The following is a 21,104-nucleotide window of genomic DNA, read 5'->3' on the forward strand; positions in this document are numbered from 1 at the left end:
AAAGGCTAATTAGAACAGCTGCTATCAAACATAAAGAAAAAAAGACTCATGATGGTAGAATAACATAAGTGTATCCTATTGTTGCTATATTTTGCAAAATCTCGCTTGCTATTTTTTCTTTTTTTCGTGTGACCTGATTCTTTCCTCTGACAATAAGGATGTCACTGTACCAATTTGTAAGTCTTTGTCTTTAATCCCTACAATCATTCGATCCAGTGCATTTGCTGTTGATTCTGTTGGGTGCATTAAGACCATTGAACCATTTTCTACTTTATTGACTACACGATTAATTATCGTTTCAGGTGATGGTTTTTGCCAATCTATCGTATCAACAGTCCACATCACAGTAAGTAGACCTTGCCCTTCAGCGATGTTGACGGTTTGATCACGATAACTACCACTTGGGGGAGCAAACCATTTCACTTTTTGTTCAGTCGTCGCTTCTATGACTTCGTTTGTTTTCACGATTTCTTCTTTTGTTTTTTGATCAGAAGAAACTTTTAAATCCGGATGCGTATATGAATGATTGCCAATTTCATGCCCAGCAGCAACAATCATTTTTGCTAAATCAGGGTTGTTTTGCGTCCACCTTCCTTCTAAAAAAAACGTTGCTTTTACATTATGTTTCTTTAATGTTTCCAACATTTTAGGAAGATACTCATTTCCCCAAGCTACATTAATTAATAAACTAACCATGGGTTTTTCTGGATGACCCTTATAAATCGGTGAAGGTTCTAAATCTTCTAGGTGAATCTTCGGTTTAACTTCGGTAAATACGAGTTTCTCTTTATCAAAAAACCCGTCCTTTTTCATCTTTTTATAAGATGCATTCACATCAACTTTTAATCCATTTAAGCCTGGAATCGCCTTCCATACCTTATCTATGACAGCATCCTGAGCAGGTACTTCAAACGTTTTCGCTTGCTCCTTTATTTCTATTAAAAGCGGATCCTTTTCTTTACTTACCGATATGCTTTCACTTAGTGCTAAAGACATATATTGATCTGTTAACGGGTTCGCAACGATTAAAAAGCCACAAATGACTATTAACAACAAGTATCCAATTCTTCTCATTAACACCAGCCTCCCTCTTCATTAAAATATGTTAAAGGAGGACAAGGTAGAACCGTTTAACCACTCGATAAAGCGCTTACATATTAACTGCCTTCTACAGGTAATAGAAAGCAGCCGAGGGCTCACATGAATTATAGGCAATCAACTTATATTTTTCCATAAAAAAAGAAAGAAAAAAATCAGGGAAACCCTGACTTTCTTACATTAATTTATTTATTCTCAGCTTTTTCTTTTTGTTCACGCTGCTCTTTTAATACAGCTTTACGAGAAAGGTTCACTCTACCTTGTTTATCGATTTCAGTTACTTTTACAAGGACTTCATCACCAATTGATAGCACATCTTCGACTTTTCCTACCCGCTCTTCAGCTAGTTCAGAAATATGAACAAGTCCATCTTTCCCATTAAAGATCTCTACGAAAGCACCAAATTTTTCAATGCGTTTCACTTTACCCAAATACATTTGTCCAACTTCAACTTCACGAACGATATCTTCAATGATTTTCTTCGCTTTTTGATTCATCTCTTCATCCACTGAAGAAATAAATACTGTTCCATCTTGTTCGATATCAATTTTTACGCCAGTTTCTTCAATAATTTTATTGATTTGTTTTCCACTTGGCCCAATAACATCACGAATTTTATCTGGGTTAATTGACATCATTAAGATTTTCGGTGCATATTGTGAAAGCTGTTTATTAGGTTCAGCAATCGTTGCTAGCATAGAATCAAGAATTTGCATTCTACCGATTTTTGCTTGTTGTAATGCTTCTTCTAAAATCTCTCTAGAAAGTCCATCGATTTTAATATCCATTTGTAGGGCTGTGACACCTTTACTTGTACCTGCTACTTTAAAGTCCATATCACCTAAGTGATCTTCCATTCCTTGAATATCCGTTAGAATAGAGTAATAATCACCTGATTTGATAAGACCCATCGCAATACCAGCAACTGGCGCTTTAATTGGTACACCTGCGTCCATCATTGCTAATGTACTTGCACAGATACTTGCCTGTGAAGTGGAACCATTAGATTCCAACACTTCAGAAACAAGTCGAATCGTATAAGGGAATACCTTTTCTGATGGAATAATTGGTTCTAAAGCTCTTTCTCCTAAAGCACCGTGTCCGATTTCACGACGACCAGGTCCTCTCATCGGTCCAGTTTCACCAACACTGAAATTAGGGAAATTATAGTGGTGCATAAAACGTTTTTCTTCTTCAATGCCAAGACCATCTAGAATTTGTACATCACCAAGCGCACCTAATGTACAAATGCTCAACGCTTGTGTTTGACCACGGGTAAACAGTCCTGACCCATGTGTACGTGGAAGTAGATCAATCTCAGATGACAGCGGACGAATTTCTTCTAGTCCACGTCCATCAGGTCTTACTTTATCTTCAGTAATTAAGCGGCGTACTTCTTGTTTCACAATTTTATCAAGTACTTGCTTCACTTGTTTAAGAAAATCATCATCTACTTCTTGCTCTTCAAAATGGCTAATTACTTTATCTTTGACGACTTTAATAGCCGCTTCTCTAGCATGCTTTTCTTGAACTTGAATAGCAGGAATCATATCCGCTTCACACATAGAGCGCACAGTTGCATTTATCTCTTCATCGACTTGATAAAGCGTAACTGCCATCTTTTCTTTGCCAATTTCTTCAGCAATCTTCTCTTGGAAGGCAATTAATCGTTTAATCTCTTCATGTCCAAACATAATTGCTTCAAGCATCGTTTCTTCAGGAACTTCTTCTGCCCCTGCTTCTACCATGTTAATCGCATCTTTCGTACCAGCAACGACTAAATGAATATCACTTTTTTCTGTTTGTTCTACAGAAGGGTTAATGATAAATTCATTGTCTATTCTGCCAACAGTCACACCAGCAATCGGACCGGCAAACGGAATATCAGAAACACTTAATGCAAGAGATGATCCAAACATAGCCGCCATTTCAGAAGAACAATCTTGGTCGACACTCATGACCATACTGACAACTTGAACATCGTTGCGGAAACCGTCTGGGAAAAGTGGTCGAATTGGTCTATCAATTAATCTGCTAGCTAGAATGGCTCTTTCGCTTGGACGACCTTCACGTTTAATAAAGCCGCCTGGTATTTTACCAACTGCGTATAATCTTTCCTCATAGTTTACAGTAAGTGGAAAGAAATCTAAGTTTTTCGGTTCTTTTGATGCCGTTGCTGTACTAAGCACAGCTGTATCACCATAGCGAACCAATACAGCACCGTTTGCTTGCTTTGCCAATTGTCCTATTTCAACAGACAACTTGCGTCCAGCCCAATCTATGCTGTAGATATGCTTATCTTGTCCCATATTTGTACCCCTCTCTACCATTTCACTTACAACATCATATATACTAAAGCAAAATGCCATGACATATTTTCATCATTACTACTATTATGCACACTTTTTCAAATATATAAAATAACAAAATTTTATGTAGAATAGCGTTTTTAGGCTAATAAAAAAGCGGGAAAAAATCCCGCTTCTTCAAATAAGAAGACAAACTTCTTATTATCGACGTAAACCAAGCTTATTGATTAACTCACGGTAACGTTGTACATCTTTGTTACGAAGGTAAGTTAATAGGTTACGACGTTTACCTACCATTTTTAATAGACCACGACGAGAGTGGTGATCTTTCTTATGAGTACGTAAATGTTCATTCAAATTGTTGATTTCTTCTGTAAGGACAGCGATTTGAACTTCTGGAGATCCAGTATCATTTTCATGAGTTTTGTACTCACTGATAAGTTCATTTTTACGTTCTTTAGTGATAGCCATCCGATTCACCTCCTAAAATTTCAATCCCCTGTTACTGAGCAAGCGTCGGTGACTCGACTTGCCAAGCAAAGGTTCATTAATCAATACGTTTATAAGAATACAACTTTTTTAGACAAAATGCAAGAATTAACCGTTGTTTTTTGCAAAATAATCGAGTGTTGCTTGCTTATCTTTAGCAATTTGCTCTATTAATGCTTCAATTCCATTAAACTTTCGTTCATCTCTAATATGTTGATGCCACTCCACTTCAACCTCTTCACCATATATATCTTGATCGAAATCAAAAATATGGACTTCAATAGAAGGGGCCTTTAAGTCATCATGGAAAGTCGGCTTATAGCCTAAATTACAAACCCCTCTCCACCATTTTCCTTGAACAAAAATTCTAACAGCGTATACACCTGTTGGAGGGGTGATAAATTCTTCACTCACAGCAACATTTGCTGTTGGAAAACCTAATTGTCTCCCCCGTTGATCACCTTGCACGACCGGACCAGTAACTGTATAGTATCTTCCCAAGAGCGGAGGGATTTTTTCTACACTCCCCTCTTTTAGGTAAGTCCTAATAAGTGAGGAGCTAATCTTAGCATTGTCTCTTTTCAACTGCGGAATCGTGGTTGTAGAGAAGTTCCCTTTTGCATGTGTTTTCATCGTATCCATAGTACCTTTTCCGAATTTGCCATACGTATAATCAAATCCAGCTGTTACATGTGATACATTTAAATCAATAATATACTGATCGATAAAAGCTTCTGGATCTAAATTAGCAAACGCTTTAGAAAAATGCACAATAAATAAATAATCAATGCCTAACTTTGCAACAATCTTAATTTTCTCATTTATTGGAGTGATATATCTAATTTGTTCTTGTGGATCACCTAATACAGCTGATGGATGAGGGTCAAATGTCATTACGGCACTTTTTATCCCTTGTTCATCTGCCTTATCCTTTGCATTTTGTATCACTTTCTGGTGACCAAGATGAACACCGTCAAAAAAGCCCAATGCTATTGAAAGAGGTGGCCAACTATCTTTAGTGTGGTTATGTGGATGTACTATTTTTATAACTTCCATGATCATTCACCTTTTTATATTGTTTAAACATGAAGATAGGCATACAACTTCTACTTTATGTAAAAGACCGTTTACCTTTACCTATTCACCTATGTATAGAACTTTAGTTGGCTTTATTATACCTGGTTTATCAGGATGATGAATATACAAGGCTAACGCTTGATTGTTCACAGTCTCCATTACAATAGGACCAGCTACACTCTCAAGTTCTTCAGGAGTAGGAAGAACTGCGCCATTCTTCACTTTCATTGCTACTTTATCATTTATTTGATATTTCGGCAAATAGCTAATCCCCCATTCTAACGGTTTGAGTACGTCAGCTATTCTTCCCTCGTTCATCATTTCCTCCACTTGTGATAACGTCAAACAATCCTCAATTGTAAAGTCTGCAGACCGGATACGAGTGAGATCAGACATATGGGCAGGATAACCAAGAAGTTCGCCCATCATAACGGCTAATGTTCTAATATATGTTCCTTTTCCACAAGCAACACGAAAACGAAAGGTGATTTGTTCCCCATTATAGACTTCCTGCTCATTTAGCAATGTGATACGATCAATGCGCACTTTTCTACTTGGCCGCTCCACTTCTTGCCCTAAACGTGCATATTCATAAAGCTTTTTACCATTCACTTTAACAGCAGAATACATTGGTGGTGTTTGTACAATCTCTCCAGTTAACTGCTGGAACACTGCGATAATCTCTTCTCTAGTAATCGGTTTATCCACTTTCTTCTCTTCAACTACTTCACCTGAGGCATCTTCTGTTGTTGTAGAGAATCCTATTGTGACCTCTCCTTCATACTCTTTACCTGCATCTGTAATATATTCTGCAACCTTCGTAGCACGTCCTATACAAATAGGTAATACGCCCGTTACCTCAGGGTCCAATGTTCCTGTGTGACCGACCTTTTTCGTCTTTAGAATCTTGCGTAACTTGAATACGCAATCATGAGACGTCATTCCTTTTGGCTTTAATAAAGGTAATATTCCCTCCATTTTTACGCCCCCTTTCACTAAAACTCCAATTAAGGTGAAATAAATACGGATAGACAAACGTCTATCCGCCAATCATTATTTATCCTTATCTTTGGATTGACCGTCATCTTGAATTTGATGAAGAAGTGTTTCAATGCGATTACCGTAATCGATTGATTCGTCAAATTCAAAAGTGATTTCAGGGGTTTTTCTCAAGCGAATTCTTTGACCGATTTCAGAACGGATAAACCCTTTAGCTTTAGCCAATCCTCTTAATGTATCTTCTCTTTGTTCTTCATTACCAAGAACAGAAATATAGACAGTAGCTTGTTGTAAATCACCTGTCACATGAACGTCTGTTACTGTTACAAATCCCACACGTGGATCTTTAATTTTTCGACCGATAATTTCTCCGAGCTCTTTTTTCATTTGCTCGCCAACTCTATTTGATCTTAGGCTCAATTGTTACACCTCTTTTTCAAAGCCATTCAATGTCTGTAATTGTCCGTTCTATCTCAGGAAAAGAATCAATTAATTTAAGCGCATTTGAAAGCTCCCACTCAACCGCTTGCTTACTTGAAGCTACAGCAGTTAAGGCTATTTGCGTATGCTGCCACGTATCTTGAAACCCAACTTCTGCAACAGAAACGTTAAATTTCTGTTGCAGACGAGTGAGGATTCGCTGTAATACACTTCTCTTTTCCTTTAATGAACGGGCATCATATATAATACACTCACACGAAACCAAACCTACAATCATTTACGCTCGATTTCTTGCATAATATAAGCTTCAATAATGTCGCCTTCTTTGACATCATTGTAGTTTTTAATTGTAATACCACATTCATAGTTCGTTGCTACTTCTTTGGCATCATCTTTAAAACGTTTTAACGCATCAATTTCGCCTTCGAAAATAACAACACCATCTCTAATAAGGCGGATACCAGAATCTCTAGTAATTTTACCTTCCGTAACATAAGAACCAGCAATTGTACCAATTTTTGATACTTTAAATGTTTGACGGACTTCTGCTTGACCAATAATTTTTTCTTCAAACTCTGGGTCAAGCATTCCTTTCATTGCTAATTCAATTTCTTCAATTACATTGTAAATGATACGGTGTAGACGAATATCAACATCTTCTGCTTCAGCAGCACGTTTTGCATTCGTATCAGGTCTTACGTTAAAGCCGATGACAATTGCGTTAAAGGCAGCAGCAAGCGTAATATCTGATTCATTAATGGCACCAGCACCAGTGTGCAGAATACGTACTTTAACGCCTTCTACATCGATCTTATTTAAAGCGGAAGTAAGGGCTTCAGCCGAACCTTGAACATCAGCTTTGACGACGATGTTTATGTCCTTCATTTCCCCTTCTTTCATATGCTCAAACAAGTTATCAAGGCTAACACGAGACTTCTCAGATCTTTGTGCTTGTAGAGCTAATTGTGCTCGCGCTTCCCCTACTTGGCGGGCAGACTTCTCGTCTTCTAGAACAGCAAATCTATCACCCGCTTGAGGAACATCATTCAGTCCTGTAATCTCGACAGGAGTAGATGGTCCTGCCGTCTTCACTCGACGTCCAAGGTCATTAACCATTGCACGTACGCGGCCAAATGTATTTCCGACAACAATCGGATCTCCAACCTTCAATGTTCCGTTTTGCACAAGCAATGTAGCAACTGATCCTCTACCTTTATCAAGCTGTGCTTCAATAACTGTTCCGACAGCATTACGATTAGGGTTCGCCTTATATTCTTCTACTTCACCAACAAGGAGAATCATTTCTAACAATTCGTCAATACCGTCACCTTTAATCGCTGAAATCGGTACAAAGATTGTATCTCCACCCCATGCTTCAGGAACTAGTCCATGTTCTGTTAGTTCTTGCATGACACGATCAGGATTTGCCGCTTCTTTATCCATCTTATTAACAGCAACAATAATAGGTACTTCTGCAGCTTTTGCATGGTTAATTGCTTCAATTGTCTGTGGCATCACACCATCATCCGCTGCAACAACTAAAATTGTAATATCAGTTATTTTCGCTCCACGGGCACGCATCGTTGTAAATGCCGCGTGACCAGGTGTATCTAAGAATGTAATCTTTTTACCTTTATCTTCTACTTGATAGGCTCCAATATGCTGGGTAATTCCACCAGCTTCGCCAGCAGTTACTTTAGTGTGGCGAATGGAATCAAGTAATGTCGTTTTACCATGGTCAACGTGACCCATAATCGTTACAACAGATGGACGTTCTACAAGATTAGCCTCTTCATCTTCTGTGAAATATGCTTCTAAATCTGTCACATCTACTAATACTTCTTCTTCCACGTCAACACCATATTCGCCTGCAATTAACTCAATTGAATCTTTATCTAATTCTTGGTTAATTGTTGCCATCACACCGAGCATAAATAGCTTTTTAATGATTTCTGAAGGCTCTCTATGAAGCTTCTTAGCAAGCTCACCAACAGTTAGTGATTCAGTAAAAGTGATTTTTTCTGGCAATTCTTTTACTTTTTTAGGTGCAGTTGGTTGAGGCGGTTTTTGCCCTTTATTCTTTGGTTTATTTTTTTGATTATTATTGCGATTAGGTTTTTGATTCTTATTATTATTATTTGGCTTATTTCTATTGTTGCCTTTTGGTGCACCTGCTGGTTTATTTTTCTGATTGTTTGCAGGTTGTGATTGCGCTGATTGTTGTTTTTGCGGTTGTTTCTCTTCTTGCTTATTGTAAATACCGTCTAATTTTGTTACTTCACCTGGTTCTAATGTTGTCATATGATTCGAAACCTCTATATTCATTTCCTTTAATTTCGTAATTACATCTTTACTAGATAAATTATGTTTTTTAGCATATTCGTAAACGCGAATTTTACTCATGCTTTCACCCCCGCTAGAATTAATCGAGCAACGTTAATAGCTTTTTTGCGAATCCAGCGTCTAAAACAGCCACCACTACTCTTGCTTCCTTGCCAATTGCTTGCCCTAACAATTCTCTGTCTGGGACAATCTTATAAGGAACAGCATAAGATTTACATTTGTCTGTTACTTTTTTTGTCGTATTTGCAGAAGCATCTGCAGACAACAAAACAAGTTTCGCTTTCCCTTTTCTAATCTCGCTTATAGAAAGCTCTTCACCTGAAGTGATTTTACGCGCTCGATTGGCCAAGCCAAGTAATGACATCCATTTTTTCTCATTCATTTTGGACCGTCATTTCTCCTTTTCAATAAGATCTAAAAGTTCGTTATATATGTCCTCATCCACTTGTACATCTAGATGACTAGCTAATATATTTTTCTTTTTTGCAAGTAAGATGGCTTCCTTGCTTTTTGTAAGATAGGCTCCGCGACCGGATTTCTTACCTGTCACATCAACCGAAACTTCGCCTTCTTTTGAGCGAACAATGCGTACGAGCGATTTCTTCGGCATCATTTCCCCCGTCGCTATACATTTTCTCATCGGAATTTTTCTGCTTTTGTTCACCAGCCATTCACCTCTTATTCCTTATCTTCAGGGAATGTAAAATCTTCATCTTCGTCATCTTGATGATAGCTTAAAAGTGCTTCATCTCTTGGGTATGTGCCGGCTTCTCTTGCTTCTGTCTCTGATTTAATATCAATTTTCCAACCAGTAAGCTTCGCCGCAAGTCTTGCATTTTGTCCACGTTTCCCAATAGCTAGCGATAATTGATAATCTGGTACAACAACCGTTGTCGCTTTGTCCTCTTCATTAACTACAACATCTAGTACTTTAGATGGACTTAATGCATTGGCTACAAAAACAACTGGATCACTAGACCATTTAACAATGTCAATTTTTTCACCTTTCAACTCGTTTACAACGGCTTGCACACGAGTTCCTTTAGGTCCAACACATGAACCAACTGGATCTACCTCTGGATTATCAGAATGTACAGAGATTTTTGAGCGATCTCCGGCTTCACGCGCAACTGATTTTAATTCAACAGTACCGTCATAAATTTCTGGTACTTCAATTTCAAAAAGACGCTTTAATAGTCCTGGATGTGTTCTAGAAACATAAATTTGTGGACCTTTTGTTGTTTTTTCGACTTTTGTAATAAACACTTTAATTCGATCATGCGGGCGATACTGCTCACTTGGCATCTGTTCACTTACAGGTAAAATCGCTTCAATTTTACCAAGACTAACATATATAAATTTTGCATCTTGTCTTTGGACAATGCCTGTCATGATATCTTCTTCTCGATCAATGAATTCAGAATAGATAATGCCTCTTTCTGCTTCACGAACACGTTGAGTAACGACTTGTTTGGCTGTTTGTGCTGCAATTCTACCAAAATCTTTTGGCGTTACTTCCATTTCTACAATATCTTCAACCGTATAGTTAGGATTAATCTTGCGTGCATCCTCGATAGAAATCTCTAATCTTGGATCAAACACTTCATCAACGACTTCTTTGCGGGCAAATACTTTCATTGTGCCACTACCTAAATTTAAATCAATACGGACATTTTGTGCTTGATTAAAGTTTCTACGATAAGCAGACACTAACGCGGCTTCCATTGCATCAATGATTACATCTCGCGAAATTCCTTTTTCCTTTTCAAGCAAAATAAGAGCATCTAATAATTCACTGCTCATGTGATTCATATCCCCCTTTAAATAAGTTGCGTTACGCCAATTGCTTTATTAGAAGACAATAGCTAAGCGAGCTTTTGCGATTTTTTCATACGGTAATTCTACCGTTTTCTTTCTCGTTTTAATTTTCATTTCAACTTTTACGATATGGCCATCGAAGTCTGTAAGTACACCTTCAAATGTTTTCTCTCCATCGATTGGTTCATATGTTTTTATAAATACGTTTTTACCAATCGCTTTCATGAAATCTTGTTCTTTTTTTAGAGGGCGTTCCGCTCCTGGTGAAGAGACCTCAAGGAAATAGTTATAAGGAATTGGGTCAATTTCATCTAATTTCTCACTTAAGCGTTCACTAACTAAACCACACTCTTCTATATCAACGCCTGTCTCTTTATCAATAAAGACACGAAGAAACCAGTCTTTCCCTTCCTTCACATATTCGATCTCAACTAATTCCAACTGAAGATCGCTCAAAATAGGAGTGACTAATTGTTCAACTTCTTCAGTCACTTTACTCATCTTTATCCCTCCTTCTAGCAAGATGCCTATTCATTATAAATGTAGCAGCAAACACAAGAGTTGCTGCTAATCAAGATATACCGGATCATCTTAGTAACCGATGAAAATTTTGGTTAAAAACAAGACGAAAGAGTGGGTTGCCCCACTCTTGTTTGCGAAGATATCCGTTAGTATTTCCAATAAAACTATACCATAACCATAATTTTTATGCAAATGGAATAGCTGTAAAAGCGACTTAGAACAAACTTAACTGATTTTGGTCTGGTAAATCTTCTAAACAACCATGATTATTTAAGTACTCGATAATTGTTTTAGATACTTTACCTCTTTGCTGGAGATCTTCCTTCGATAGGAAGTCTCCTTCTTCCCTTGCTTTTACGATATTCAGTGCCGCATTCGTCCCTAATCCTGGTATAGAGTTGAACGGCGGTATCAGTGTATTACCTTCAATAATAAAGTCACTTGCACTAGATTTATACAAATCAACTTTTTGGAAGCTATATCCTCTTTCATTCATTTCAAGTGCTAACTCCATTACAGTCAGTAAGTTCTTTTCTTTTGTAGAAGCGTCTAGTCCCTTCGCATTGATTTCTTCAATTTTCGCCCGAATTGCCTGTGAGCCTTTCACCATCGCATCTATATCAAAATCTTCTGCCCGAACGGTAAAATAAGCTGCATAATATAAAAGTGCATGATGAACTTTAAAGTAGGCAATACGTACCGCCATTAAGACATAGGCAGCCGCATGGGCTTTAGGGAACATATATTTAATCTTTAAGCAAGAGTCAATATACCACTCAGGTACTTCATTCTTCCTCATTTCCGCTTCCATCTCTTCTGTCAGCCCTTTTCCTTTTCGGACAGATTCCATGATTTTAAAAGCGAAGGCAGGTTCTAAGCCTTGATAAATTAAATACACCATAATATCATCACGGCATCCAATAACTTCACTTAACGTGCAAGTATTGTTATGAATTAACTCTTGTGCATTGCCGAGCCATACGTCCGTTCCATGTGAAAGACCTGAAATCTGAACAAGCTCAGAAAATGTAGTTGGTTTCGTGTCTTCTAGCATTTGCCGAACAAACCTTGTGCCAAACTCCGGGATACCAAATGTACCCGTTTTACTCATAATTTGCTCTTCTGTGACGCCTAACGATTCCGTTCCACTAAAAATCTTCATCACTTCTGGATCATCGGTTGGAATGGTCTTCGGATCAATCCCACTTAAATCTTGCAACATCCTAATAACAGTCGGATCATCATGACCAAGTATATCTAGCTTCAACACATTATCATGAATCGAATGGAAGTCAAAATGAGTTGTTTTCCATTCTGAATTACGGTCATCAGCCGGGAACTGGATAGGTGAAAAATCATAAATATCCATATAATCAGGAACAACAATGATGCCACCAGGATGTTGTCCAGTTGTTCGTTTTACACCGGTACAACCAGAAGCTAAACGATCAATTTCTGCACCTCGAATTTGGAGGTTGTTATCATTTTGGTACGCTTTGACATAACCGAAGGCCGTTTTATCTGCCACAGTACCGATCGTACCTGCCCGATACACATATTCTTCACCAAAAAGAACTTTTGTATAGTTATGGGCTTTTGGCTGATATTCTCCGGAAAAGTTCAGGTCAATATCGGGTACTTTATCGCCTTTAAACCCTAAGAAAGTTTCAAAAGGAATATCATGGCCATCTTTTCGATAATGCTGAGAACATTTTGGACAATCCTTATCAGGTAAATCAAAACCTGAACCAACTGAACCATCATCAAAAAACTCAGAGTGCTTACAATCTGGGCAGACGTAATGAGGTGGCAGCGGATTAACTTCTGTTATTTCCGTCATTGTCGCAACAAATGAGGAGCCTACCGAACCCCTTGATCCTACTAAGTAGCCGTCATTTAACGACTTTTTAACAAGTTTATGAGAAATCAAGTAAATAACAGCAAATCCATGTCCGATAATACTTTTTAATTCTTTCTCCAAACGAGCTTCTACGATTTTTGGAAGTTGTTCACCGTAAATACTTCTTGCCATACTATAGCTCATTTCGCGCATTTCTTCGTCTGCGCCTTCTATTTTTGGCGTATAGAGATCATCTTTTATTGGTTTAATTTCATCAATCATTTCAGCAATTTTATTCGTATTATCTACTACGATTTTTTTTGCTGTTTCTTTTCCTAAAAATGAAAAGCATTCAAGCATTTCATTGGTCGTGCGAAAATGCACATCAGGCAGTTCATGACGATTGAGCGGATTTGCCCCACCTTGAGAATTCACTAAGATTTTACGATAAATCTTATCATTCGGATTTAAGTAATGAACATTCCCTGTGGCCACAACTGGGATATTTAATTTTTCACCTAATTGCACAACGTTTGAAATGATTTCTTCGAGCGCCTTTTCATCGCGAACTAACTCTAATTCTAATAAATGAGCATAGACCTCTTTAGGGTGAACCTCTAGATAATCATAAAACGCAGCTATCTCTTCCACTTCATCAGGAGATTTTTGCATCATCCCTTCAAAAACTTCACCTTTGTCACATCCAGAACCAACAATAATACCTTCTCTATATTTCTGCAATACAGAACGAGGAATACGTGGCACACGATAAAAATAATTAATATGAGCAATCGAGACTAATTTAAAGAGATTCTTCAACCCTTCACTCGTTTGCGCTATTAATGTACAATGGGACGGTCTTGCCCTTTGGTAAGCATTTCCTTTACCCATATTATCATTAAATTGATCATGGTATTCAATACCTTTAGACATCGCATCTTTGAGCATTTTTATTAAAATATAACCTGTCGCTTCTGCATCGTAAATCGCCCGGTGATGTTGGGTTAGTTCAACATCAAACTTCTTAGCCAGTGTATTGAGGCGATGGTTTTTCATTTCTGGGTGTAAAAAACGCGCTAATTCAAGTGTATCTACAACAGGGTTCGTTGCTTTTCCAAGGCCTATTTTCTTATAACCTACATTTAAAAAGCCCATATCAAATGAAGCGTTATGTGCCACAAGCACACTATCGCCTGTCCATTCGTAAAAATCTTTTAAAACGTCAGCTACTTCCGGCGCATTCTCTACTAAATCATCCGTTATGCCCGTTAAATTAATAGTCGTAGCAGACAATGGATGATGGGGATTAGCAAAAGATTCAAAACGATCAATAATCTCGCCGTCATGAATTTTCACCGCTGCAAGCTCTATAATGGTGTCATAAACGGCAGATAACCCAGTCGTCTCTACGTCAAATACAACATACGTATCTTCAGCTACTCGTCGATGAGCATCATTATAAGCAATTGGTACACCATCATCGATTAAATTCGCTTCAACACCGTAAAGGATTTTAATACCATTTTTCTTACCGGCATTAAAAGCTTCCGGAAACGATTGAGCCACAGCATGGTCGGTAATCGCAATTGCCTTGTGTCCCCACTTCTTCGCTTGTGCAACAAGCGCACTAACCGAACTAACGGCATCCATTTGGCTCATTGGTGTATGAAGATGAAGTTCAACTCGCTTTTCATCTTCCTTTGCTGTGTCTTTTCTCTCAATTGGTTTGATTTCATTCAAATCATTACCAATCATCACTAAGTCTCTAACAAATGTATCATTTTGAATACTACCGCGAACTTTCAGCCACATGCCTTTTTGTACCATTTGAAAGAGTGCAGCATCTTCTTTATCTCGGGAAAACATTTTTACAAGTATCGAGCTTGTATAATCAGTAATTTTGAAAGTTAATAATGTCCGACCACTTCTAAGTTCTTTCGTTTCCGCATGAAAGACGTAACCTTCTATTGCTATTCTTCTCTCTTCATCAACGATATCAATTAGTTTGCGGAAGTCCGCATCATCTTTAATTGTTAGGCCGACCGTCAATGGTCCTTGTGGTATCGGTGTATCTGATTCTTGTTCTAATGCTTTCTTCTCCATTTCAATCGCTGCTTGCATGCCGCGTTCTTGATCTTCTTTTCTTTTTGCTTCTAAGAACCGCTCATATGCTTCATTGCTTTCGTCTGTTGACAATTCTGTTTCAATTTGAAATGGTGGAAAACCAAATGATTGAAAGCTATCAAGAATAAGTGGTACATACTTATTTTTAATGGACTGACTTTCCATATCATTACTCACGGTAACGATTAACTTATTTCCTTTCATTTTCGGCACTTGCTCATGAAGAAGCTTAAGCATCGGTGGTGAGATGCCTTCAATTTCTTTCATACAAAATGTCCAATAATCTTGAATTAAGCTCTCATCATATTGTTGATTCGTTACGGTAATAGAAAAAGAGGTTCGTGCAATATGAGAAAACTTATGGTGCAATTGAGCTGCAAATCTTTGAAGAACAGCTGCCGGTAAGATTTGTTCTAAATTAAAGGAAAAATGCCATCTTTTTTCCTTTTTTTGAATATATACTTTCATGATTTCAGCTTGTTCAAAATAATGAACAAAAGCATCTTCTGTTAATTCTAATTGTTGTAACAGGAGCTGAAAACGTTCTTTATTTCCTTTTATATCGCTCATTTCAGCCCTCCCCTTTCATAAACGTTCTATTTTTTTCAATCGGTCCCTATTATATCATAATTAAATACTAGATCTGATAAAGTAAAAATTACGGTAATTGTCAACTATTTTGTGGTAATGCACTTATTCCCCCGAGAAATGGAACTTTTAAATTTCAAAAGATCATTTAGTATTATGTAGAGGGTCATTCGTACGGAGATTTTATTCATAGACAATCAATTAGTTTTAACGAGATAAATAAAAAAACCGCCCCCTTTCTCACCTTTAACATTGGACGACTAATGGGGTCGGATCATTTTTAATATAGGAATGTTAGTTGTTATGCTAACTGACGATGAATAAATTGTGGTAATTCTTCCACCGATACTTCAAATTGCTCGCCTGTACTTCTTAATTTCACTTCAACGATGCCTTCATTTGCCTTTTTACCAACTGTAATTCGTAAAGGTAAACCGATTAAATCACTATCAGCAAATTTCACACCAGCTCGTTCAGCGCGATCATCCCATAAAATACGATACCCTAAATCTTTCAAAGTACCGTATACTCTTTCACTTAATTGCACTTGGTCTTCTTTTTTCATATTTAATGAAACAAGGTGAAGTTGATATGGTGCAATATTTTTCGGCCAAACAAGGCCATTTTCATCACTATGTTGTTCAGCAATAGCTGCCATTACACGAGAAACCCCGATGCCATAACATCCCATAATCATTGGTTGTGAACGGCCATTTTCATCGAGAATAGTCGCATCCATTGCTTCACTGTATCTCGTGCCAAGCTTAAATATATGACCAACTTCAATTCCTTTTGCAAAAAGAATATTTCCTTCTCCATCAGGTGATGGGTCTCCTTCTTGGATAAAGCGAACATCTGCATATTGTTCTACTGTAAAGTCGCGGTCTACATTTACATTAACATAGTGGTAGCCCGCTTCATTTGCACCGCAGACACCATTAACAATTGCACGGACGGCATGATCGGCAATTATCCGTACATTTGCACCAATCGGACCAATGGAACCAATTTCACAGCCAATAACTGATTTTGTCTCCTCGGCATCAGCCAATTCCACATCATTCGCAGCAAGTAGATTCTTTACTTTAATATCATTGACTTCATGATCACCACGAACAAGTAGTAATACATAATCTTCATCAACTTTAAATAGTAATGATTTTATGCATTTTTCTGCTGAGACATTTAAATAATCCACAATTTCAGCAATGCTTTTTTGATTCGTCGTACTAACTTTTTCAAGTTCTCTTAACTCTTCATTCGATTTTTCATATGTTGAAACTACCTGCGCCATTTCAATATTTGCTGCATATTGAGATGTATCAGAGTATGCAATCGTATCTTCTCCGATTTCAGATAGCACCATAAATTCATGAGTATCTTTACCACCCATTGCTCCAGAATCCGCAATAACAGCTCTAAAATTCAAACCTGCGCGAGAAAAAATATTGGAATAAGCTTGATAAAAATGGTCGTACATCTCATCTAAACTTTCTTGGCTTGAATGGAAGGAGTAACCGTCTTTCATAATAAATTCTCGACCTCTTAGCACACCAAAACGTGGACGCTTTTCATCACGAAATTTCGTTTGAATTTGATACAGAGCAAGAGGTAACCTTTTATATGATTTCACTTCATCACGCACAAGACTCGTCACAACCTCTTCATGTGTGGGTCCAAGAGCAAATTCACGCTCATGACGGTCTTTCATTCTCATTAATTCTGAACCATATGTATACCAGCGACCAGACTCCTGCCACAACTCTGCTTGCTGAAGTGCAGGCATAAGCATCTCTACTGCATTAATGGCTTCAAGCTCTTCTCTAATAATCGTTTCAATATTTTGTAACACTTTTCTTGCCATTGGTAAATAACTATAAATACCACTAGCATTTTGACGAATAAATCCTGCTCTTAATAAAAGTTGATGACTTTTAATTTCTGCATCAGCAGGGTTTTCCCTTAAAGTTGGAATTAATACCTGACTTTGTTTCATCTTTATCTATACACCTCTATTATTTATTTTCATTATCAAGGCTCAGAAACCATTTAGTTAAAACGGATCTCTGAGCCTCAGGTTTCATCTTCTTATAAAAAGAATCGCTGAATGTCATTCCATGTAACAACTAACATTAGCAGCATTAATAACGCAAAGCCAACAAAGTGAACCAGACCTTCTTTTTGTTTATCTATCGGTTTTCCTCTAACCCCTTCAATAGCAAAGAACATTAATCTTCCACCATCGAGAGCAGGAATAGGCAATAGATTCATAATACCTAAATTGATGCTTAAGACACCTGCCCACTTCATTAAATAAAATATACCTGATTGAGCAACTGTGTCAACTGAAACATAGATACCAACAGGACCTGAAAGGGCATCAATCGTAAATTCCCCGGAGATTAACTTTCCTAAAATAACAAAAATTTCTTTTGTCCACAATACGGTCTCTTCCGCACCATATACTACTGATTTTAATGGATTTTTTTCCATCGGACTATATACACCGATCACACCGATTGTCGGACCATCTTCTATTTCTTGCGATTTAGGTGTGACCGGAATTGTCATTTCTTCTCCATCGCGATCAATTTGAAATTCAAGCTCATTATTAGGGTTTTTCTGAATGATCTCTACAACATCTTGCCAACTTGAAATTTCTGCACCATCGACTGAATGAACAATGTCACCTTCTTTGAATCCAGCTTCAATCGCTGCACCATCTTTTGTTAATTCTCCTAGCATCGGCGCATTTGATGGCATCCCCTGTAATATAGCGATGATGACAAAAATAACAAAAGCCAATACAAAGTTCATCATCGGTCCAGCGAAAATGGCCATTGTTCGTTGCCCTAAAGTTTTGGAAGAAAATTGACGATCATAAGGAGCAATAAGCGTTTCTGTTCCATCTTCCACCAATACTGCTCGTCGATTCACTTTAAACGTTTCTAATTTTTCTTCTTCACCTTCAACATACCCTTTTAATATTAATTCATGTTCAATATCAGCATGTTCGACTTCGAGAATCCTTGCATCCGGATATTTATCTTTGTTATTCAAAATAATCTTCTGAACTTCATTTTGGTCGTTGAAAACTAATCCTACTCGGTAGCCTGCTTTCAATTCAACCATTTCAACATCTTCACCAGCCATGCGGACATAGCCACCTATCGGTAACAATCGGATCGTGTAAAGTGTATCATTTTTTGTAAATGAAAAAACTTTCGGTCCCATACCAATCGCGAACTCACGACATAGGATACCTGCTCGCTTCGCAAAGATTAAATGTCCAAGTTCATGGAAAAATACTAATGCCCCAAAAATGATAATAAAGGCTATTACTGTACTCAATTTTTAACCACCTTTTTTCTGAATCAAAAACGAATCAGCTTGATAAAAGCGAATAGATATAGGCTCTTGTTTCCTCATCTACTTCTTGTATGTCCGATAATGTCGGTGCTTTTACACAGGAATGTCTATTTAAAGCTTGTTCAATTAACTCCTCAATCTTTAAAAAGCTTATTTTCCCTTCTAAAAATGCTGCAACCGCTGCTTCATTAGCTGCATTTAAAACTGCAGGCATCGATCCACCTTCTTTTCCTGCCTGATAAGCAAGCGCTAAACAACGGAAGCGATCATAGTCCATTTCTTTAAAATGTAGCTGACCAATCTCGGCTAGATTTAATCGCTTATTCTTTAAAGGTAAACGGTCCGGGTAAGAAAGCGCGTATTGGATAGGAACCCTCATATCCGGTGTGCCTAATTGAGCGATCACACTACTATCATGGAATTCAACCATTGAATGAATGATGCTCTCGTTATGAAGGAGACAATCAATCTTATCGTATGGTAATGAGAATAACCAATGTGCTTCGATTACTTCTAAGCCTTTATTCATCATAGTTGCTGAATCAATTGTGATTTTTGCACCCATTGACCAGTTGGGATGATTTAATGCTTGTTCCACTGTTACTGCTTCTAAATCCCCTCTACTATAATCACGAAAAGATCCACCAGAAGCGGTTAAAATCAATCTGTCAATATTTTTTGCTTTCTCACCTTGTAAGGCTTGAAAAATCGCTGAATGCTCGCTATCAACAGGCAATAGATCCACACCATGGCTTTTCGCTGATTCCATGACTAAATGCCCTGCTGTTACTAATGTTTCCTTATTTGCAATAGCAATCGTCTTTCTTTCTTCAATTGCTTGTAATGTTGGTTCTAGCCCCACACGTCCTAAAACAGCATTTACTAATATATTTGCTTTGTTATACACTGCCACTTCAGTTAAACCGAGTTGTCCATATGTAAATGATATGCGTGGAAACTCAGCTTTAAGCATCTCCATTGAACTTTTTTCTAAGACAGAAACAAGCTCTGGATGAAATTCATTGATTACTTGACGGGCAAAGTTAATATTGTTACCTACTGAAAAAGCCACTAACTGAAATTCATCAGGATGCTGTCTAATGATATCTAACGTTTGTGTACCAATAGAACCTGATGCACCCATTAAACTAATCTTTTTCATTACTATCATCTCCTATTAAGAAAAGCGGAAGGCTTCTACCAAGCTATTACATGATGTATATACACTCTTCTTCGCCTAAAACAGCGCCTATATAGAATCGTCTCTTTGCTTACATGATAGATAAGATAATATACATCAATGGCCATACGAATAACAGGCTATCGAAACGATCAAGTATCCCACCATGACCAGGTAATATTCTACCTGAATCTTTTACTCCGTAATGTCTTTTGAAAGCTGATTCTGCCAAATCGCCTACTTGTCCAAAAACTGCTAATAAACATGTCATAAGAATGATGAGAACAGCTGGTTCACTAATATCAGTAAAAATTAAAAATAGACAAGCTACGACAACAGACGAAATCACGCCGCCAATACTACCCTCTATTGTTTTATTAGGACTAATATCTGGCCATAGCTTTCTTTTGCCAAATGCCTTTCCAAAAAAATACGCACCTGAATCAGAAGCCCAAATAATGAAGAGGCTAAAAAAGATCCATATTAGACCATTCTCCATTGCCCTTGTTTCTAAAAAGTAATGAAAACCAAAACCTATATAGATAGTAGAAATGAGCATAAAGGCCATATCATCATATGTAAAACGATTCTTAGTTAATACTGTATATGTAAGCAAAAGAAGTACACCAAGTATTAATATATCTGACTTTCCAAGCCCTGCTTGTATCATCCAAGCAAAAGAAAATTCTGAAGGAATCATTATCATCCATAATATAAATGTAGATATGAGTCCTGGAAGGGAAAATAGATTAAACCCTTTCATTCTTAATAATTCATATAGACCTACTGTTGCAAAAAAATAGGCAAGGAGCATCAATGGCCACCCACCAATAAATACTAGTGGCAAAAGAACTGCTCCAAAAATGATTGCTGTGATTACTCTTTCTTTCATTCATTTCAACACCTT

Annotated in this window: 17 protein-coding genes; all 17 read right to left on the reverse strand. The window is 37.5% G+C overall.

Annotated features, from left to right (window positions below; translation table 11 throughout):
• Window positions 1–108: 108 nt before the first annotated feature.
• The 17 genes from H9655_RS06520 to H9655_RS06600 all read right to left on the reverse strand — a co-directional run bounded on the left by H9655_RS06520 (window position 109) and on the right by H9655_RS06600 (window position 21,089).
• Window positions 109–1,074, reverse strand: a complete 966-nt coding sequence (locus H9655_RS06520; protein WP_191812142.1) for a polysaccharide deacetylase family protein — start codon at window positions 1,072–1,074, stop codon at window positions 109–111.
• 209 nt (window positions 1,075–1,283) lie between these two features.
• Window positions 1,284–3,407: a polyribonucleotide nucleotidyltransferase gene (gene pnp, locus H9655_RS06525; RefSeq protein ID WP_191812144.1), complete on the reverse strand. Its 2,124-nt coding sequence runs from the start codon at window positions 3,405–3,407 to the stop codon at window positions 1,284–1,286.
• Window positions 3,408–3,608: 201 nt separating this feature from the next.
• Window positions 3,609–3,878 (reverse strand): 30S ribosomal protein S15, encoded by a 270-nt coding sequence (rpsO, locus tag H9655_RS06530; protein ID WP_095369486.1) that lies wholly within the window; start codon window positions 3,876–3,878, stop codon window positions 3,609–3,611.
• Window positions 3,879–4,004: 126 nt separating this feature from the next.
• A complete protein-coding gene (ribF, locus tag H9655_RS06535; RefSeq protein WP_191812146.1) occupies window positions 4,005–4,952 on the reverse strand; it encodes a bifunctional riboflavin kinase/FAD synthetase in 948 nt (315 codons plus the stop codon).
• An 81-nt stretch (window positions 4,953–5,033) separates the two neighbouring features.
• Window positions 5,034–5,951 carry a tRNA pseudouridine(55) synthase TruB gene (truB, locus tag H9655_RS06540; protein ID WP_191812148.1) on the reverse strand — a complete coding sequence of 306 codons (918 nt, stop codon included), beginning with the start codon at window positions 5,949–5,951 and terminating at the stop codon, window positions 5,034–5,036.
• Between the two features lie 75 nt (window positions 5,952–6,026).
• Window positions 6,027–6,392: a 30S ribosome-binding factor RbfA gene (gene rbfA / locus H9655_RS06545; protein WP_191812150.1), complete on the reverse strand. Its 366-nt coding sequence runs from the start codon at window positions 6,390–6,392 to the stop codon at window positions 6,027–6,029.
• Window positions 6,393–6,408: 16 nt separating this feature from the next.
• The gene (locus tag H9655_RS06550; RefSeq protein ID WP_191812152.1) at window positions 6,409–6,690 is read right to left on the reverse strand and encodes a DUF503 domain-containing protein; all 282 of its coding nucleotides are present in this window, start codon (window positions 6,688–6,690) and stop codon (window positions 6,409–6,411) included.
• A complete protein-coding gene (infB, locus tag H9655_RS06555) occupies window positions 6,687–8,816 on the reverse strand; it encodes a translation initiation factor IF-2 (RefSeq protein WP_191812154.1) in 2,130 nt (709 codons plus the stop codon). Before infB ends, H9655_RS06550 begins: the two co-directional genes overlap by 4 nt.
• Window positions 8,817–8,835: 19 nt before the next feature.
• Entirely contained in the window at window positions 8,836–9,138 is a 303-nt protein-coding gene (locus tag H9655_RS06560) for a YlxQ family RNA-binding protein (protein ID WP_191812156.1), read from the reverse strand.
• Between the two features lie 9 nt (window positions 9,139–9,147).
• On the reverse strand, window positions 9,148–9,420 hold the full coding sequence (gene rnpM / locus H9655_RS06565) for an RNase P modulator RnpM (RefSeq protein ID WP_095369493.1): 273 nt from the start codon (window positions 9,418–9,420) through the stop codon (window positions 9,148–9,150).
• A gap of 14 nt (window positions 9,421–9,434) precedes the next feature.
• On the reverse strand, window positions 9,435–10,559 hold the full coding sequence (gene nusA / locus H9655_RS06570) for a transcription termination factor NusA (RefSeq protein WP_191812158.1): 1,125 nt from the start codon (window positions 10,557–10,559) through the stop codon (window positions 9,435–9,437).
• A gap of 48 nt (window positions 10,560–10,607) precedes the next feature.
• Entirely contained in the window at window positions 10,608–11,075 is a 468-nt protein-coding gene (gene rimP / locus H9655_RS06575) for a ribosome maturation factor RimP (RefSeq protein ID WP_191812161.1), read from the reverse strand.
• 235 nt (window positions 11,076–11,310) lie between these two features.
• Window positions 11,311–15,630: a PolC-type DNA polymerase III gene (locus tag H9655_RS06580; protein WP_191812163.1), complete on the reverse strand. Its 4,320-nt coding sequence runs from the start codon at window positions 15,628–15,630 to the stop codon at window positions 11,311–11,313.
• A 319-nt stretch (window positions 15,631–15,949) separates the two neighbouring features.
• Window positions 15,950–17,644 (reverse strand): proline--tRNA ligase, encoded by a 1,695-nt coding sequence (locus tag H9655_RS06585; RefSeq protein WP_191812165.1) that lies wholly within the window; start codon window positions 17,642–17,644, stop codon window positions 15,950–15,952.
• Window positions 17,645–17,736: 92 nt separating this feature from the next.
• The gene (gene rseP, locus H9655_RS06590) at window positions 17,737–18,999 is read right to left on the reverse strand and encodes an RIP metalloprotease RseP (RefSeq protein WP_191812168.1); all 1,263 of its coding nucleotides are present in this window, start codon (window positions 18,997–18,999) and stop codon (window positions 17,737–17,739) included.
• Window positions 19,000–19,033: 34 nt separating this feature from the next.
• Complete coding sequence (gene dxr, locus H9655_RS06595; protein ID WP_191812170.1) at window positions 19,034–20,179, reverse strand: 1-deoxy-D-xylulose-5-phosphate reductoisomerase; 1,146 nt, start codon at window positions 20,177–20,179, stop codon at window positions 19,034–19,036.
• Between the two features lie 109 nt (window positions 20,180–20,288).
• Entirely contained in the window at window positions 20,289–21,089 is an 801-nt protein-coding gene (locus tag H9655_RS06600) for a phosphatidate cytidylyltransferase (protein ID WP_191812173.1), read from the reverse strand.
• Window positions 21,090–21,104: the final 15 nt, after the last annotated feature.

This window comes from Cytobacillus stercorigallinarum, assembly GCF_014836495.1.
GTDB classification, from domain to species: domain Bacteria; phylum Bacillota; class Bacilli; order Bacillales; family Cytobacillaceae; genus Cytobacillus; species Cytobacillus stercorigallinarum.

Coding starts and splice junctions, on each gene's coding strand:
- dxr (WP_191812170.1), bottom strand. CDS start 20,179: ATGAAAAAGATTAGTTTAATGGGTGCATCAGGTTCTATTGGTACACAA.
- H9655_RS06550 (WP_191812152.1), bottom strand. CDS start 6,690: ATGATTGTAGGTTTGGTTTCGTGTGAGTGTATTATATATGATGCCCGT.
- H9655_RS06600 (WP_191812173.1), bottom strand. CDS start 21,089: ATGAAAGAAAGAGTAATCACAGCAATCATTTTTGGAGCAGTTCTTTTG.
- pnp (WP_191812144.1), bottom strand. CDS start 3,407: ATGGGACAAGATAAGCATATCTACAGCATAGATTGGGCTGGACGCAAG.
- truB (WP_191812148.1), bottom strand. CDS start 5,951: ATGGAGGGAATATTACCTTTATTAAAGCCAAAAGGAATGACGTCTCAT.
- H9655_RS06580 (WP_191812163.1), bottom strand. CDS start 15,630: ATGAGCGATATAAAAGGAAATAAAGAACGTTTTCAGCTCCTGTTACAA.
- H9655_RS06585 (WP_191812165.1), bottom strand. CDS start 17,644: ATGAAACAAAGTCAGGTATTAATTCCAACTTTAAGGGAAAACCCTGCT.
- H9655_RS06520 (WP_191812142.1), bottom strand. CDS start 1,074: ATGAGAAGAATTGGATACTTGTTGTTAATAGTCATTTGTGGCTTTTTA.
- H9655_RS06560 (WP_191812156.1), bottom strand. CDS start 9,138: ATGAATGAGAAAAAATGGATGTCATTACTTGGCTTGGCCAATCGAGCG.
- nusA (WP_191812158.1), bottom strand. CDS start 10,559: ATGAGCAGTGAATTATTAGATGCTCTTATTTTGCTTGAAAAGGAAAAA.
- infB (WP_191812154.1), bottom strand. CDS start 8,816: ATGAGTAAAATTCGCGTTTACGAATATGCTAAAAAACATAATTTATCT.
- ribF (WP_191812146.1), bottom strand. CDS start 4,952: ATGGAAGTTATAAAAATAGTACATCCACATAACCACACTAAAGATAGT.
- rpsO (WP_095369486.1), bottom strand. CDS start 3,878: ATGGCTATCACTAAAGAACGTAAAAATGAACTTATCAGTGAGTACAAA.
- rimP (WP_191812161.1), bottom strand. CDS start 11,075: ATGAGTAAAGTGACTGAAGAAGTTGAACAATTAGTCACTCCTATTTTG.